Origin of the sequence: Bacillus cereus group sp. BfR-BA-01331 (assembly GCF_022663915.1) — a bacterium.
GTDB lineage: Bacteria > Bacillota > Bacilli > Bacillales > Bacillaceae_G > Bacillus_A > Bacillus_A mycoides.
Map to the genome: position 1 here is coordinate 323467 of NZ_JAKUGJ010000005.1, position 17845 is coordinate 341311.

Below are 17845 nucleotides of genomic sequence, written 5' to 3' on the forward strand. Positions count from 1 at the left end.
GCAATAAAAAAAGTACGTAATATAGTTCGTAAGTGATGAATGGGGAGTGGAAAGAATGCGAATTTCTTTTATTCGTCATGGTCGTTTGGACAGTACTATAGAGCCAATGACAATTATTTCATTTCGTGAATGGATGAAGCAATATGATTTAGGGACTACAGTAAAAGAAACTCCTATACCAATTGAAACAATTGAGGCGATTGAATCAGCGAAACTGGTTGTAACGAGTGATCAAAGGCGCGCTGTACAGTCAGCGGCTGAGTTATTGGATTCCCTATCTTTTGTGCAAAATCCTCTTTTTAGGGAAGCTGAAGTTCCAACGAGTTTTTATGCTCCAAAATGGTTGAAATGTAAACCGAATGTATGGATGTTTATTGGACGTACACGATGGATAGTTGGTTATAGCAAAGAGGTTGAGTCTTATAAGGAAGTACGAGAAAGAGCAAGGCAAGCCACTAATATGTTGCACCGCTATGCGCTCGTACATGGACATATTGCCCTTGTAGGTCATAGTTATTTTAATGCGATGATTGGGACTGAACTGAGGGCAATGGGGTGGTCTGGTTCGCCTATTTTCCATAGGAAGCCATGGAAATGTATTAAATACAAAATTAATTTAAAAGAGGCTGTCCCTTTGGCAGCCTCTTTCTCTACATAACAAGTAAAAAAGAATTGTCCTTTTAAGATATAGAAACCAATGACCGTAATGGTTTTATTAGATGGGCATACGGTTCACCGACGAGCATAACGGTTTTATCTTCTTGGTAACCAAGTTTTTCATATAGTGAAAAAGCGCGTTTGTTTTCTAAATTAACAAGTAAGGCGATTTTTTCATGTCCTTTTTCAGTTGCATGAAGTTCAGCTGCATCGATTAATTTAGAGCCAATACCACGTCCACTGTACATACTTGAAACTGACAACGTGTCAATATAATACTCATCAAGTTCAGCTTCTTTTTCTAACGTAATGGATTCGTCTTCATGTAGTTCTCTTAAGTAGTGTATGATTGGTGCATCAAGTTGTTCAGCGTCACTACCGTGATAAACGACAATAACCCCAACTACCTTTCCACCTTGTTCAGCCACTAAACAGTTTTCATAGCTCAATCGATTATTTTCTTTTTCGAACCATGTTTCAAGTCCTAGTATTACTTTTGCTTCAACTGTGCTACCTGTGATTTTTTCAGCAATTTCGTGCAGAGCGTTATACAATAAAGGTGCTACTTCTACCGCATCTGTCTTTTTTGCTTTCCGAATCATAGTATCCCTCCTAGTTCTAAATGTATATTGTAGCATAAAATAAAATATCAAACAGTGATTTGGAACTTTGTTATACAGGGCATCAAAAAGTTTGATATAGAGAAGTAGCTATGTTAGTATATGATATTTAGTGCGAATATAATAAAGTGATATAGATATAAAAATAATGAAAGTGAATTACATAATAGTAACGGGATAATTTTACCGTTGTCGACCTATAGAAGATGCGATAAAATAAACTATTGCAGAGAGGTGAAATACATGGATGAACAATTAGCAAATACAATTTTGGATCAGCTGAAAAATGGTGAAATAAAGGAGTATGTTGCGACGAAAGATGTATTTTATACGTTCAGAGAAGTTGTTGTAAATCGAGAAGATTTTAAACATATTATCGGGAACGCACAGCGCGGTGGACAGGTCATTTATACATATTCAGAAGCACCACGTTCATAAATAGAAGATAAAGGAGAGGAGAATTATGGGGGATTTTAAACAAGGCATATTGCCACATTGGGATTACATGTGGAAAGATAGAGCTGGGAATAGGTTTATGGGAATGGTTATGTATCCAGAGAAACGAAAATGTTCAGCAAAAATGCTTCAGAAAATAAAAAGAGCATATGAGCAAGCAATAGAAATTAAAGTAACTGTACAAGTTCAACATACATATCAGTACGTAGAAGGAATGATCGTATACTTTGATGAAGAAGCTCCTGTATGTACAATGCTCGATAAAGATGAGAATCCACATCATATATTTGTAAAAGATATTTTGCGTATTGAGCAGCCTGAATGATTTTTTTCATAAATAAATTGAAGTTCCATAATAATAATCTTTTTCTATAATAGTTATCTTTTAGTATGTAACGAGGAACGAAAGAGTATGTATAAATATTTAATAAAGTAAAATTGATAAATGTAATCGTTTTTTGGAACAGATTATCGTTTAAGGTCTGTTCTTTTTTGCGTGATGCTGGAGAAATATATTACTCCAGCATTTACTGTTTTATGACAAAAAATATTGTTAACTTTTTTTAAAATAAGGTTAAATTCGTTGACAAGTTTTTTGAAAAGCACTTTATTGACATGAGTTTTAGAATGTTGTTTCATAGTCTTTGTATTGAAAAAAATCGACGGTCATGTCGAAAAGTAAAAGTTAAAAAAAGAAAGAATTTATACATATATCTTGTGTCTTATTTTGAAACGTAATACAATATATAGAGAAATCAAGAAACGACATACAGAGAATATAGATTGGAGAGGGAGGGTCGGAAATGTTAGTTGCATATGATTCTATGACAGGAAACGTGAAGCGTTTCATCCACAAATTAAATATGCCGGCCGTTCAAATTGAAGAAGCTCTAGTATTAGATGAAGACTTTATTCTTATTACGTATACAACAGGTTTTGGCAATGTACCGGAACGTGTTTTAGACTTTTTAGAACGCAATAATGAAAAATTAAAAGGCGTATCTGCAAGTGGCAATCGTAATTGGGGAGACATGTTTGGTGCAAGTGCTGACAAAATTTCTACTAAATATGAAGTGCCTATTGTATCAAAATTTGAGTTATCTGGAACAAATAATGATGTAGAATATTTTAAAGAAAGGGTGCGGGAGATTGCGACACATTGAACTGAATAATGAAATCACGCAAATGCAGGACGGTTTTTATCAGCTTCATAAAGATAAAGAGGCATTAGAAGTCTTTATGGAAGAAGCTAGAGAGAATACCGTTCATTTTAATAGCGTGGCAGAGCGAATGGAGTATATGAAAGAACATGATTACTATTACAACGTTCTGGACGAGTATAGCTTGGAGGAAGTAGAAGGAGTTTATAACATCGCTTATGGTGAAAACTTCGAGTTCCAATCTTATATGGCAGCATCTAAGTTCTATAAAGATTATGCGTTAAAAACGAATGATCAAAAACAATACTTAGAAAGCTATGAAGATCGTGTAGCAATTGTTTCATTATACTTAGGACGCGGTGATGTTGCGAAGGCAAAACACTTCGCAAGCATGATTGTAAAACAAAACTACCAACCAGCGACACCAACCTTTTTAAATGCGGGACGAAGCAGAAGAGGAGAAATGGTGTCTTGTTTCTTGTTAGAGATGGATGATAGCTTAAATTCAATCGGCTTTAACATTAATACTGCAATGCAATTATCGAAAATCGGTGGTGGAGTAGCTTTAAACTTATCTAAGCTACGCGCACGTGGTGAGCAAATTAAAGGTATTGATAACGCCGCAAGTGGTGTAGTACCTGTTATGAAATTGCTTGAAGATTCGTTTTCATATGCGAATCAGTTGGGTTAACTTTATGGCTCAACTATAAAACCGGGTCAATTGCTGGAACGCCTGAGTATATCGAGGTAGGATACTACGAAGAAATTACGTAGCGACCCCTGAAAATCCAAGATTGCAGGAAATCAGCAGCCAAGCTCCTAAATCTATTAGATAAGGAGAAGGTTCAACGACCAAGTGGCTATGTAGGTGACTAAGTAGCTCGAACCTGGCTTCTCAAAACAACCAAATTCAAAGGGTATATACAGTTATTATAGTTTATGCCATATTCATGTGCATCAAACATATGATAAATGGTTAAATGAAGAATTTGGCGAGAAGAAGATATGGTCTGAACTCTATAGCGATATAGAGAGGGTAGCAGAAATGACTATCCCCCATACGTTTTGACGATATGGAGTAACAATATGCAACGAAAAGGTGCAGGTGCAGTATACTTAAACATTTTCCATTGGGATATTATTGAATTCCTTGATACCAAAAAAATAAATGCCGATGAGAAGAGCCGTATTCAGTCTCTATCAATCGGAATTATCGTTCCAAGTAAGTTCTTTGAGCTTGCTGAGAAAAACGAACCTTTCCATGTTTTCGCGCCTTATACAGTATTTAAAGAGTACGGAAAACATTTAGATGATATAGATATCGACGAAATGTACGATGAATTAATGAGCAATCCGGAAGTGAAGAAGAAGCCACTAGATATTAGTGCGCGTGATATGCTTATTAAAATTGCTATGATTCAGCTGGAGTCTGGTTACCCATACTTAATGTTTAAATCAAATGCAAATAACCAGCATCCACTGAAGGATATTGGAACTGTGAAGATGTCGAACTTATGTACAGAAATCTTCCAGCTACAAGAAACTTCTGAAATAAATGATTACGGTACAGAAGACATTATCCGCCGCGATATTAACTGTAACTTAGGATCGTTAAATATCGTAAACGTAATGGAAAATAAAGAAATCCGTGAAGCAGTTCATGCGGGAATGGAAGCTTTAACAGCTGTTTCTGATATGACGATCATTCCGAATGCCCCAACTGTGAAAAAAGCAAATGATGAGCTTCATTCAGTTGGACTTGGAGCAATGAACTTACATGGATATTTAGCAAAAAATAAAATGGCTTATGAAAGTGCTGAAGCGAAAGAATTCGCTCGTACATTCTTTATGATGTTAAATTACTACTCGATTGAGAAAAGTATGGAGATCGCTAAAGAAAAAGGCGAGACATTTAAAGACTTTGATAAGTCTGATTATGCAAACGGCACATACTTTGAAAAGTATGAAACGACAGATTACAGCCCAGTAACTGAAACAGTTCAGCAATTATTTGAAGGAATTCATATTCCAACAAAAGAAGATTGGACAAGTTTAAAAGAGCAAGTACAGAAGAATGGTTTATACAACTCATATCGTCTTGCAATCGCTCCGACACAATCGATCAGTTACGTTCAAAATGCAACTTCAAGCGTAATGCCAATCGTAAGTCAAATTGAATCAAGAACGTATGCGAATGCGACAACATATTATCCAATGCCGTATTTATCAAAAGATACGTTCTGGTACTATAAATCTTCTTACGATATGAATCAGTTTAAATTAATTGATTTAATCGCAGAAGTTCAAGAACATATTGACCAAGGAATTAGTACTATTCTTTATGTTAATAGTGATATTTCAACACGTGAGTTAGCACGTTACTACATTTATGCACATAAAAAAGGCTTGAAGAGTCTTTATTATACGAGAACACGTAAATTAAGCGTGGAAGAGTGCGTGGCTTGTACCGTTTAATATAAAAAGTGAGACATTATGAGCAGGGTTTTTCTGAACCCTGCTCATGCTTAGTTATCAATTTTTTTATGTTTATTTAGAGAAGGGGCGATTTAATGCGTGCGGTAAACTGGAACAAAAAAGAAGATGATTTTAGTTTAATGTTTTGGAAGCAAAACATCGCTCAGTTTTGGACAGAAGAAGAAATCGCAGTGTCTTCTGACAAAAATACTTGGGCACAATTATCAAAAGAAGAGCAAATTGCTTATAAGCGTGTATTAGGTGGTTTAACACTTTTAGATACGAAACAAGGTGGCGAAGGGATGCCACTTGTACTTGTTCATCTTGAAAATTTACAAGCGAAAAGTGTATTAGCTTTCATGGGCGCTATGGAAGAAGTACATGCGAAGAGTTACAGCCATATTTTCACAACGTTAGCTACTGAAGAAGAAATTGATGATATTTTTGAATGGGTAGATAACCATCCATTACTTGAGAAAAAAGCTGGTATTGTTACTAGTTACTATCGTCGCTTATTAAAGCCTGAAGTAACGAAAAAAGAGTTATACATGGCAATGGTAGCAAGTGTGTTCTTAGAAAGTTACTTATTCTATAGTGGATTCTTCTATCCACTTTACTTAGCTGGTCAAGGTAAATTGACGGCAAGTGGTGAGATTATTAACCTAATAATTCGTGACGAGTCAATTCACGGCGTATTCGTTGGTATTTTAGCACAACAAATCTTCACAGAACTTTCTGCAGAAGAGCAACAAGAAGTACAAACGGAAACGCAAGAGTTATTAATGGAACTGTATGAAATTGAATTGGCATATACAGAAGAAATTTACACTTCTATCGGTCTTGTAGAGGATGTAAATCGTTTCGTTCGTTACAATGCGAATAAAGGACTTATGAACTTAGGGCTTGAGCCGAAGTTTGAGGAAGAAGAAATTAACCCAATCGTTTTAAATGGTTTACGTACAGATACGAAAAACCATGACTTCTTCTCTGTAAAAGGAAATGGTTACGTAAAAGCAACGAATGTTGAAAAGTTAGCAGACGATGACTTCGTATTCAATTTTTAATATAGTGTTATAGAAAAAGCTGTCTTTATAGAAAAGACAGCTTTTTTGCTATGAATAGTTTACATAATGTTATTATTTCATGGAAATATTTTAATCTTGTAAAAGCCCAATTTTTTAGGAAGTGAGAATGAAAAAACAAGGATTAAAGTTGTATTTTTCATATTTAGTCGTATGAGAGATTGAATAACTTATGTCAAAATGAATAAAAAATGAGAAGAAATGAGGACCAACTTCACCTATACGTTCTTTCTAGTATTGAATTTTCAAATGCTAGAAATTTTGGCTTGAAAATTGCATGAATATTTAAAAAGTAACAAAAAGGGAGGTAATACTCGGTGTGATATATAGTTATTTGAAAACGCTTCCTTTTGATTGTCGATTTTTAAATGGAAATTAGATAGAGAACGTAGGAGGAATGATAGGTGGGGAAAGTAGTTGGTTTAAAACGTTCATTAGGGCTTTGGTCAATTGTTATGCTAGGGGTCGGGTATATGACACCGATGGTTGGGTTTGATACATTTGGAATCGTTTCTGAAAAAACGGGTGGTCATGTTCCAGGAGCTTATCTTATTGCATTAGCGGGGATGTTGTTTACCGCTGCAAGCTACGGCAAAATGGTAAAGGCTTTTCCTACCGCAGGATCTGCTTATACGTATACACAGAAGACAATTAGTGCAAGGCTTGGGTTTCTTGTTGGATGGTCCGCGTTATTGGATTATTTGTTTCTACCAATGGTGAACGCACTATTAACGAGAATTTATATGTCAGCATTTTTCCCAAGTGTTCCTAGTTGGGTATGGGTCATTGGCTTTGTTCTCCTGGTTACATTAATAAATATGATTAGCGTAAATGTTACTGCTAATTTCAATACGTTCTTAGTAATATTTCAAGTGTTAGTAATGGCCGTATTTGTTTTTCTAGTTATAAAAGGCTTATTAGCGGGAGAGGGAACAGGAGAAGTTTTTTCCATTCAGCCGTTTTTTCAATCAGATATACAAATATCACCGTTAGTTGCAGGTGCAACAATTCTTTGTTTCTCATTTTTAGGTTTTGATGCAGTAACTACATTTTCAGAAGAGACACCAAACGCCAAAAAAACAATTCCTCGAGCTATTTTTCTTACTGCTTTAATCGGCGGAGTTTTATTCATTACTACAACGTATTTTACACAATCTATGTTTCCAGATACATCTGTATTTAAAAATCAAGAATCAGCATCCCCAGAAATTGCGCTATATGTTGGCGGGAAATTATTTCAAGCTTTCTTTTTAGTAGGAACCCTTATGGGGACACTTGCGTCTGGTTTAGCTTCTCAAACAAGTGTATCCAGGTTATTATACGTAATGGGGCGAGATAATGTAATTCCGAAGAAAATATTCGGATACATTCATCCTCGCTGGAGAACCCCAGTATATAATATTATTTTTGTAGGAATTATTTCGCTCTTCGCTATATTCATTGATTTAGAAACAGCAGCATCTCTTATTAACTTTGGAGCGCTTATTGCATTTACATTTGTTAATTTGTCTGTAATTTCTTACTATATAATCAAGAAAAAAAGATATAAGACGATAAAAGATTTCTTAAATTACTTAGTTATGCCTATTTTGGGTGCTGCTACTGTAGCCGTACTATGGTTTAATCTCAATATCCATTCACTTATTTTGGGACTTTGCTGGGCTGCTATTGGAATTGGGTACCTTCTATATGTTACAAATATGTTCCGTTCAGCTCCTCCGCAAATGCATTTTGAAGAAGCACAGGAAATATAAAAAGAAAAAGGCATCGGATAAGTTCCGATGTCTTTTTTTTATATTTGATAATCATGCAGCATTGCATAAGTCATTCAAAGATTCATAAGTAAAGGGGATGACACGGTATGATTAACGTAGTATTTTCACTTGGCACGATTATTGCTTTGTACAATTAGTAAAAGTATAAAGAGGGGTGTTATCGTGCCGATTCAATCAGAAAAACATACAAATACAGTTGAAGTTGAAAATCCTTTAGAGGAATTTCAAGCTATATTAAAAGAGGCGCTTCATTTTTTAAGTTATCCAGACGAAGTATTCGAATTTCTGAAAAAACCGATGCGTTTTTTAGAAGTAAGCATTCCTGTTCGAATGGATGATGGAACAACAAAGGTATTTCAAGGGTATCGCGCTCAGCATAACGACGCAGCAGGGCCAACAAAAGGTGGTATTAGATTTCATCCAGATGTTACGGCAGAAGAAGTAAAAGCACTTGCTGGCTGGATGAGCTTGAAATGTGGAGTGACAGGACTGCCATATGGAGGCGCAAAGGGCGGGATTATTTGTAATCCACAGGAGTTGAGTTTTAGAGAACTAGAGTTACTGAGTCGTGGGTATGTAAGAGCAGTAAGTCAAATTGTGGGGCCGACGAAAGATATTCCAGCACCTGATATGTATACAAATGCGCAAATTATGGCTTGGATGCTAGATGAATATGACCATATCAGGGAGTTTGACTCTCCAGGCTTTATAACCGGGAAGCCATTAATGCTAGGAGGATCACAAGGGCGGGAAACAGCAACTTCTAAAGGTGTATTGTATACACTTCAGTTAGTAAGTGAGTTAAAACAAATTCCGCTACAAAATATGCGAGTTATTATTCAAGGGTTTGGGAATGTTGGAGGTTATTTGGCAAAATATTTATATGATATTGGTGTGAAAGTAGTCGGGGTATCAGATGCTATAGGAGGAATTTATAATCCAGACGGTCTAGATGTTCCTTATTTACTAGAAAACAGAGATTCTTTCGGTGTAGTATCGAATCTCTTTAGTAAAACAATTTCTAATCAGGAGTTGTTAGAAAAAGAATGTGATGTACTCATTCCGGCGGCAATTGGAGGAGTCATTACAAAACATAATGCAGGAAAGCTTGGATGTAAGATTATCATTGAGGCTGCAAATGGACCAACAACAAAAGAGGCGATAACCATGTTAGAAGAAAAGGGAATTTTGGTTGTTCCAGATATTTTAGCAAACTCTGGTGGCGTGATTGTTTCATATTTTGAATGGTGTCAAAATAACCAAGGATATTACTGGACGGAGCAATATGTTGATCAATGTTTAAAGGAGAAAATTACATCTAGTTTTTCTAACGTACTTGATACTTCTAAACGCTTTGGAGTAAATATGAAAATTGCTGCTTATATGGAAGGGGTTCGCAAGATTGTAGAAGCATCGCGCCTAAGAGGTTGGTTGCATTTTTAACCTAAAGGGAGGGCTAAAATGAAACTGGATATTTTATTAGAAGAAGTGGAGAGACAACAAATCGGTTATTACTGTATTGTGTCGAATAGTCATCGTTACGATATAGCTGTTACGTATTCGCAACAGTTTCTTGGAAAAGCAATGGTTACCTCAATTCAAAATGGGAGAATGGTTTTATTAAGCCAAGAAGATATTGGAGAGGAACAATATTGGGCAACAAGGTTAGGCATTGAGGTAGAGGACATAGAAGAGTTTCAAAGCTTTTTCTATATGATTCTTCAGTCACAAAGGTTAGAAGAACAATATTAATAGAATAAAAGAAAGGGATGATTGAGTATGTATTATGATATTATTACGAGTCCGTGTTATGGAATAATTGAAAAAGTGTCTATCGATAAGGATTCTCGAATTTATGAATGGGAGCCATTATTCGCTATTAAAGATATGAATGGTAAACTGGAAGTAATTAAGATGGGATGTAGTGGAGAAGTTCAATCTTTAGAAGTAGAAGCGGGAGATAAAGTAATTCCAGGTATGGTATTAGCTTATATTCAAGAAGATCTTTTCGTTAGTGGTAGTGATTAATGATAGAACTATGAGGAAGATGGAGGCGCTCATCTTCCTTTTTTTATTAAATAAAGAAAGAAATGTTTTATTTTCAGATTAATTAAAAAAATCTGTTTTTAATGATACAATACAAATTAAATAGTTCAAAGGAGGAATAGCAGAATGTTTTCCATCGCTCATACAAAAATTAGACCCATAGTTTCTCTACCTATCGATCAATCTGAAAAGGAATGGAATATAGATGTTAAAAATATAAAAGAATCGTTTCTATTTTTAAAAAGAGGAGAGAAATTATTTGCATACGTTCATGTGAAGGATCTGCTATCAAATAGTAAGGAATTAACTTCTAAGCTATTACTTTCAAATGCTGTTTCACTAGATACAATATGTCATCTTAGTAAAGATATTTCTTTAACAGCTCTTTTTCAAATTATTGGAGCGCCGATTGCCATAGTAAAAAATGAAGTGGATGAGCTAACAGGATATATAAGAAGAGAGGATGTTTTTGCAGAACTATTTAAACAAGAAAATCAGAGTGTTGATATATTAAAAATTATTTTAACGTCTATTCCAATGGGGATTTTTGTAGTAGATCGTGAAAAGAAAATTGTAAATTGCAATGAGTCTGGTTTGAAGATGATTAAATCGACTCCTGAAAAAGTTATGAATGTACAAGCAAAACTGATTTTTAACGAAGAGCACATTAATAACGTATTTACAACGGGAAAAACGATCTTGAATCAATTACAAATCACAAATGAGATGGGTGTATTAGTTGACTATAGTCCAATTCCAAACTTTGATCAAAGTATTGAAGGAATGGTTATTATTGTGCAAGATTTGCCGATGGTCGAGGACATGGCGATGGAAATTGAATATATAAAGGATTTAAATAAAGATTTACATGCAATTTTGTCTAGCATTTATGATGAAATATTAGTTGTTAATCATAAAGGGGAATTAATTCGTTATAGTGAAACTGTTATCAATGATTTTTGGGGGAGTAATTTGAAGGACTTATTAGGAAAAAATCTTTTAGACCTAGAAAAGAAAGGATTATTTAGTCCATCGGTTACGCGATTAGTGTTGGAAAAACAAAAAAAGGTATCAGTTGTACAAGAAACAAAAAGTGGAAGAAAAATATTAGCAGTTGGAAACCCTGTATTTAATGAAAACGGAGAGCTTCATCGTATTATTATTGCCTCCAGGGATATTACCGAAGCAACGAGATTGAAGACGGAATTACATGAAATAAAGAAGATATCAGAGCAATATAAGAAGGAGTTAGATGACTTTAAAAATAAAGATCGTTTTCTTAAGAAGCTTATTTACTGTAGTCCGAAAATGGAGCAAATTATTAACCAAGCTAAAAAAATAGCAGATTTTTCTTCCAATGTTCTTATTTCTGGAGAATCTGGCGTCGGAAAAGAAGTGATTGCTCAGGCAATTCATCAACTTGGAAACCGATCTTCAAAGCCATTTTTAAAATTAAATTGTGGTGCAATTCCAGAAACTTTGCTAGAAAGTGAACTATTTGGTTATACGAAAGGTGCTTTTACAGGAGCCGATAAAAATGGAAAAGAAGGATATTTTAAGCGAGCTGATCAAGGTATTTTATTTTTAGATGAAATTGGAGAAATGCCTTTACATTTGCAAGTAAAATTGCTTAGAGTCCTGCAGGAACAAGAAGTAATTCCTATTGGAAGTACAACACCTATGAAAATAAATGTACAAATTATTGCTGCTACAAATAAGAGCCTTGAAAAGATGGTCGAATCTGGAACATTCCGTGAAGATTTATTTTATCGCCTCAATGTAATTCCGTTGCGAGTGCCTCCTCTACGAGAGCGAATGGAAGATGTTCCGGTACTTGCCTTTCATTTCTTACAACAGTTAAATGAAAAATATAATAAAAATTATCATTTAACTCCAGATGCGCTTAGCTTACTAGAGTTTTACTCATGGCCAGGAAATGTACGTGAATTACAAAATATGATTGAACGTTTAGTAGTATCAGCAGACGATCCAGTAATTGAAGCGGAGTTTGTTAGTAAGTTTTTAACAACTGGTTATGACTTTAAAAAATCAAAACCAGTTATTACAAGAGTATTACCATTACAAGAAGCACTACATTCTGTAGAAGAACAATTGATTTTACTTGCAATGAAGCAGTACAAAACAACGACTAAGGCTGCAAAAGCTCTTGGAATCAGCCAATCTTCAGTGAGTCGTAAATATCAAAAGATTGTTAGTGAAAAAGAGATAGCGGCTGATATCATCTCATATTCCTAAAAAAGGAGAAGGTCACATAGACTTCTCCTTTTTGTGTGTGCTCAGCATGTACATATTCTCTGGGATTCAAGTCCCGAGTGGTGAAGGCGGTAGCGGAAATGATTAAAGTTTCGCTTTATGCAAAATGGAATAGTGTATGCGGAAATGCATAAAATGTTTGTTGTTTTTAAGAAAATAGTCAGTTTATCCCGCTATTTGTGGGCAGTAAAACTCCCACCTCAAAATTCAGGTGGAGCAAAGAAGTTAGGTGGAAGCCCTGCTGTCCGTAAACACCCGATTGGTGAGGGCTAATTAAAGTTTCACTTTATGTATGATTCTTTTGAATTTTAAATATTGGCATGGAAATTGCTTATAAATATATAAACGATCGATGAAGGGGGATTCAATATAGTGCTAGATTTAAAAATGTATGTAAACGGTGAATGGAGAGACTCTAGTGATCAAGAAAAAAGAACGATTATTAACCCTGCGAATGGCAAGGGTATAGCATATGCACCTGAGGGAACGATTGAGGATGCAAAATACGCGATAGAAGTGGCAAGAACGGCTTTCGATAGCGGAATTTGGTCAGCAACATCCACTGCTGAAAGGGCATCATATTTATTTAAAATAGCAGATGAAATTGATAAAAATATGGAAGAATTAGTATACCTTGAAACAATGGATAATGGAAAAACATACCGTGAGGCAGAAGGAGATATTGGAGATGCAGCGGCTTGTTTTCGCTATTATGCCGGATTGATTACAAAGCCAGATGGTCAAACATATCATGTAGCCGATCCGATGCAAGCGATGGTTGTAAGAGAGCCAGTTGGTGTTTGTGGATTAATTGTTCCATGGAATTATCCGCTATTGATGAGTGTATGGAAAATTGCACCTGCTTTAGCAGCTGGAAATACAATTGTGTTTAAACCTTCTGAAGTGACACCAATCACTGCAACAAAACTATTCGAAATCCTTGAAAAAGTAGGGCTACCAAAAGGTGTTGCCAATATGGTAATGGGGGCCGGTCCAATAGTAGGAAATGAAATTGCAGCGAGTAATAAAGTGGACATGATTTCCTTTACAGGTGGAACAAAAACAGGTAAGCACATTATGAGAACAGCGGCAGATAATATGAAAAAGATTTCGTTAGAACTTGGAGGGAAATCTCCAAATATTATTTTTGCAGATGCAGATTTTGAGACCGCTATTGATTATGCTCTATTCGGTATTTATGCAGGTAGCGGACAAGTATGTTCAGCAGGATCAAGAATCCTTGTAGAAGAAAAGATTTATGATAAATTTGTTAATAGTTTTGTAGAGCGAGCACAGCAAATTAACGTTGGGCCTGGTGATAATCCAGAATCAGAAATGGGGCCACTTGTAAGTCAAGAACATATGGAAAAAGTATTACGCTATATTGAAATTGGGAAAGACGAAGGTGCAAACGTTGCTTGCGGAGGTAGACGAATAATGGAGGATGGAAAAGGTGATGGTTTCTTTATTGAACCAACAGTCTTTGTCAATGTAAAACCTGATATGCGCATTGTCCAGGAAGAAATCTTCGGTCCTGTTGTAGTAATTCAAAAGTTTAAAGACGAACAGGAAGCAATTGAGTTGGCAAATGGTACAGACTATGGTTTGGCTGGAGGAGTATTTACAGTTGATGGTGCAAAAGCAATGCGTGTGATTCGCAAACTTCGCGCAGGAATTACGTGGATTAATAGTTATCATCCAACATATAATGAGGCACCTTGGGGCGGATATAAGCAAAGTGGTATAGGTCGTAGTCTAGGAACTTTTGGGTTAGAAGAATTTCAAGAAATTAAGCAGATTAATATAAATCTAGAAGTAGAGCCAATAGGTTGGTTTGCAAATAAAAAAAATGTAGGAGTGAATTAGATGGAAACGAACGTGAAAAATAAATTGAATGAGAAAGAATCAAATGTAAATGAGTATATTACGAAAGTACTACAGTTAATTGAAAAAGAAAAGGTTACTGAAGAAGAGGCAAACTGGATTCAAAAAGAAACAGTAGACGGATTTAGAGAGCATGTAAACCCTGGTTTTCTTGCTTATAGAAAAACAGTAACAAAAGATGGACAATTTGCAGCAGTAGAGTGGTCAGATGAAGGATCTTGTTTCATGGATATTAACGGTAAAAGATATATTGACTGTTTAGGTGGATTTGGAATTTATAATGTTGGTCACCGTAATCCGAAAGTGGTAAAAGCTGTGACAGATCAATTAAAACGTCAAGCATTGCACAGTCAGGATTTACTGGATCCACTTCGAGCAATGCTTGCAAAGATTTTAGCGGATATTACACCTGGTGATTTGAAATACGCCTTCTTCACAAATAGTGGAACAGAAAGCGTAGAGGCAGCATTAAAACTAGCAAAAATGTATAGTGAACGAACAACTTTCATTGCTACAACGCGTGCTTTCCATGGTAAGAGCCTTGGTGCTTTATCTGGGACGGCAAAAGGAATGTTCCGTAAGCCATTTTTACCATTAATTCCAGGTTTCCGTCATGTTCCGTTTGGCGATATTGAAATGATGAGAAAAACATTTGAGACATGTGCATTAGTAGGAGAAGATGTTGCAGCAGTTATTTTAGAACCAATTCAAGGAGAGGGCGGTATTATTTTACCTCCAGAAAATTATTTGAAACAAGTACGAGAGCTTTGTGATGAGTTTGGATCACTCCTTATTTTTGATGAAGTACAAACTGGAATGGGACGTACAGGAAAAATGTTTGCTGCAGAATTATATGATGTAGTGCCGGATATTATTTGTCTTGCGAAGGCGTTTGGTGGAGGTGTAATGCCGGCGGGAGCTATTGTTGCGAAAGAAACAGTATTCAAAAGTTGGTTTGAAAATCCATTTATGCATACAACGACATTTGGAGGAAATCCTCTTGCATGTGCTGCTGCAATTGCAACAATTCATGTATTATTGGAAGAGAAATTGCCGGAACGAGCTATGGAAGTTGGGGAGTATTTCTTAAATGGATTGAAACAAGCTGCAGAAGGGCACGAAGATAAAATTTTTGAAATTCGTGGTCAAGGTTTAATGATTGGGATTGAATTTCATAAAGACGAGATTGGTTATGAAGTGTCAAAGGCGATGTTTGATCAAGGTATTCTTGTTGCGGGAACATTAATTAATTCAAAAACTATTCGTATTGAACCATCCCTTACAATTAGTTATGAAGAAGTAGATACAGTTATTAATACGTTTAAATCTGTGCTAACTCAAGTAAAAGTAAAATAAATTTTGTATAAGGTTATATGTGAATTCAAACGATTGAAACTATAATTAGAATAGATTTACCTGTATTTTATTACAGGCAGGCAGTGTAACGAAAAGTTACACTGCCTTTTTATTACATTTTTTATTGTAAGTATTTACATATAATTTGTCTTAGTGTACTATTTAACTAACACACTAAGACAGGAGGGGAGAAATGAAAATCGAGTTTTCTCCAAATACACCAATTTACATTCAGGTAATGGAATACATAAAGAAAGAAATTGTAACGGGTCATTTATTGCCTGGCGATAAAATTCCCTCCGTACGTGAATTAGCGAGTGAATTACAAGTAAATCCAAATACGATTCAACGTACATTCCAAGAGTTAGAGCGGGATGGAGTTGTTGTAACACGTAGAGGAATGGGGCGATATGTAACGAATGAAGGGGAGAAAATTATGGAGCTGCGAAAAGATATGGCGAAAGAATTACTTCATTCTTTTATAGATGGAATGGACAATTTAGGTTTTTCAGAAGAAGAAATTCTTACAATCCTTCGTTCTTCATTACATGAGAAAAGGGAGGAGAGCGAATGACAGAGTTATTAAAAATAGAAAATCTATGGAAGCGGTACGGATTAAAAGCAGTGATCCGTGAGCTAAACATAGAGATTACAGAAGGAAAAATCGTTGGGCTTGTTGGAGATAACGGAAGCGGGAAAACGACGTTATTAAAAATGATTGCAGGCTTGCAGCACCCTTCTGAAGGCAGCATAGTAATTAACGGTAAAAAAGTAGGGTTAGAGACGAAAGAAATCGTTTCATTTATGTCTGATAAGCCAGTCTTTGATGATTGGATGACGGTAAAAGATTCTTTATTTTTCTATCGAGATTTTTATAAAGACTTCGACATTCAAAAAGCGGTAGATACGATTGCGGAATTTAAAATACCGTTAGAAGAAAAAATTACAGCTTTATCAAAAGGTATGGTTGAAAAGCTACAAATTATTTTAACGTTTTCGAGGAAAGCGAAGTTATACGTACTAGATGAACCGCTTGGCGGAATTGATCTTGTTTCTAGAGAACACGTATTGAACCTCATTCTACAATTTTATAGAGAAGATTGTACGATACTAATCTCGACTCACTTAATAAATGAAGTTGAAAATATTTTTGATGAAGTAATCTTTTTAAAAGATGGGGAAATTGTATTGTATGAAAATGTAGAAGAGTTACGTTTTCAGAGAGGGAAAGCTGTCACAGATGTGTTTAAGGAGGTGTTTAGTAGGTGAAGTCGAGCTTAATATATATGTACAATGTGAATAAAAAGCAAATTATTATTTCATTATTATCATTTATATTCGTTGTAGCTGTCGCTTTCGTAAGCTTGGGAAATTATATTAAGCAAGAATCAGGAGAGGTAAGGCAAATAATTATAGTTTCCTTAGTCATCTTAGTATATATAATTTTTATAGCATTGATATTTATTCAGGCGATATCTGCATTTGGAAAAATGACTGAAGGTACATTATTTCGGTTAACACCGACATCAGGTAAAAAGATTGTTTTAGCAATAGTGTTATATACTGTCATTTATCTCCTTATTTTTGAAGTTATAGGTTCTATTTTTTTATATAGTATTTCTATGAAAATAATAAAGGGTACAGGGCTCTATGAAGTGTTATTTACCCAAAGTGTATTCAATCCATTAAAGCACCTCTTTAGTACTATGTTATATGTATTTAAATTATCTAGCACATTGCTTGTATTACTTTTTGCAGTAGCTAGCGTTAAAGTTTTTTCTTTGAAAAAGAAGAAGCTAGAATATACGATTATATTTTTGTTGTTTTTATTAGTAACAAAAGTGATGAGCGTTATATATGAAATGTTGGGTGGGCTTGCTCCTATAGTGCCCTTAATAAGAAATTTAATTTATATAGATGAATCGTCAGATGGAGATGTAATGTTATTCCCGGAAAAGCTTATGAATTTATATAGCCTTAGTTTTTCTATAGGAATATTTATCCTACTTGTTTATATAACAGGGCGCATAATCGATAAAAAACTAGAAGTTTAAAGGAGG

The 17845-nt window shown here is 35.1% G+C and carries 16 protein-coding genes and 2 pseudogenes; 17 read left to right on the forward strand and 1 reads right to left on the reverse strand.

Annotated features, from left to right (window positions below; all coding sequences use genetic code 11):
- The first annotated feature begins 55 nt into the window (after positions 1-55).
- A complete protein-coding gene (locus MR155_RS12500; RefSeq protein ID WP_242310000.1) occupies positions 56-658 on the forward strand; it encodes a histidine phosphatase family protein in 603 nt (200 codons plus the stop codon).
- Between the two features lie 22 nt (positions 659-680).
- Here MR155_RS12500 and MR155_RS12505 read toward each other — a convergent pair whose 3' ends face one another.
- Positions 681-1259, reverse strand: a complete 579-nt coding sequence (locus tag MR155_RS12505) for a GNAT family N-acetyltransferase (protein ID WP_242310003.1) — start codon at positions 1257-1259, stop codon at positions 681-683.
- Positions 1260-1520: 261 nt separating this feature from the next.
- Between MR155_RS12505 and MR155_RS12510 the strand changes: the two genes are divergently transcribed.
- From MR155_RS12510 to MR155_RS12585, 16 genes and pseudogenes are all read left to right on the forward strand, one after another.
- Positions 1521-1715 carry an abortive phage infection protein gene (locus MR155_RS12510; RefSeq protein ID WP_219301779.1) on the forward strand — a complete coding sequence of 65 codons (195 nt, stop codon included), beginning with the start codon at positions 1521-1523 and terminating at the stop codon, positions 1713-1715.
- Positions 1716-1740: 25 nt separating this feature from the next.
- Entirely contained in the window at positions 1741-2058 is a 318-nt protein-coding gene (locus MR155_RS12515; protein WP_060750618.1) for a hypothetical protein, read from the forward strand.
- A 478-nt stretch (positions 2059-2536) separates the two neighbouring features.
- A complete protein-coding gene (gene nrdI / locus MR155_RS12520) occupies positions 2537-2896 on the forward strand; it encodes a class Ib ribonucleoside-diphosphate reductase assembly flavoprotein NrdI (protein ID WP_105584136.1) in 360 nt (119 codons plus the stop codon).
- Positions 2883-3581: pseudogene (locus tag MR155_RS12525) on the forward strand (ribonucleotide reductase N-terminal alpha domain-containing protein); the annotation flags it as partial. The gene nrdI and the pseudogene MR155_RS12525, both read left to right, overlap by 14 nt.
- Before the next feature lie 401 nt (positions 3582-3982).
- Positions 3983-5368 (forward strand): annotated as a pseudogene (locus MR155_RS12530) (ribonucleoside-diphosphate reductase subunit alpha); the annotation flags it as partial.
- A gap of 95 nt (positions 5369-5463) precedes the next feature.
- Positions 5464-6432, forward strand: coding sequence for a class 1b ribonucleoside-diphosphate reductase subunit beta (nrdF, locus tag MR155_RS12535; protein ID WP_002011508.1), 969 nt, complete (start codon positions 5464-5466; stop codon positions 6430-6432).
- 422 nt (positions 6433-6854) lie between these two features.
- Positions 6855-8204: an APC family permease gene (locus MR155_RS12540; RefSeq protein WP_016093021.1), complete on the forward strand. Its 1350-nt coding sequence runs from the start codon at positions 6855-6857 to the stop codon at positions 8202-8204.
- Positions 8205-8387: 183 nt separating this feature from the next.
- Positions 8388-9668: a Glu/Leu/Phe/Val family dehydrogenase gene (locus MR155_RS12545; protein ID WP_002126199.1), complete on the forward strand. Its 1281-nt coding sequence runs from the start codon at positions 8388-8390 to the stop codon at positions 9666-9668.
- An 18-nt stretch (positions 9669-9686) separates the two neighbouring features.
- Positions 9687-9977: an SAV0927 family protein gene (locus tag MR155_RS12550; protein ID WP_000762559.1), complete on the forward strand. Its 291-nt coding sequence runs from the start codon at positions 9687-9689 to the stop codon at positions 9975-9977.
- A gap of 27 nt (positions 9978-10004) precedes the next feature.
- Positions 10005-10253 (forward strand): biotin/lipoyl attachment domain-containing protein, encoded by a 249-nt coding sequence (locus MR155_RS12555; protein WP_002011502.1) that lies wholly within the window; start codon positions 10005-10007, stop codon positions 10251-10253.
- A gap of 144 nt (positions 10254-10397) precedes the next feature.
- On the forward strand, positions 10398-12527 hold the full coding sequence (locus MR155_RS12560) for a sigma 54-interacting transcriptional regulator (RefSeq protein ID WP_219301781.1): 2130 nt from the start codon (positions 10398-10400) through the stop codon (positions 12525-12527).
- A gap of 390 nt (positions 12528-12917) precedes the next feature.
- Positions 12918-14411 (forward strand): aldehyde dehydrogenase family protein, encoded by a 1494-nt coding sequence (locus tag MR155_RS12565; protein WP_113936986.1) that lies wholly within the window; start codon positions 12918-12920, stop codon positions 14409-14411.
- Complete coding sequence (locus tag MR155_RS12570) at positions 14412-15785, forward strand: putrescine aminotransferase (RefSeq protein ID WP_242310006.1); 1374 nt, start codon at positions 14412-14414, stop codon at positions 15783-15785. It abuts the gene before it with no gap.
- A 193-nt stretch (positions 15786-15978) separates the two neighbouring features.
- Positions 15979-16359 carry a GntR family transcriptional regulator gene (locus tag MR155_RS12575; RefSeq protein ID WP_002030586.1) on the forward strand — a complete coding sequence of 127 codons (381 nt, stop codon included), beginning with the start codon at positions 15979-15981 and terminating at the stop codon, positions 16357-16359.
- Entirely contained in the window at positions 16356-17054 is a 699-nt protein-coding gene (locus MR155_RS12580) for an ABC transporter ATP-binding protein (RefSeq protein WP_242310009.1), read from the forward strand. The genes MR155_RS12575 and MR155_RS12580 overlap by 4 nt, the downstream gene beginning before the upstream one ends.
- Positions 17051-17839, forward strand: coding sequence for an ABC transporter permease (locus MR155_RS12585; protein WP_242310011.1), 789 nt, complete (start codon positions 17051-17053; stop codon positions 17837-17839). Before MR155_RS12580 ends, MR155_RS12585 begins: the two co-directional genes overlap by 4 nt.
- Positions 17840-17845 lie beyond the last annotated feature (6 nt).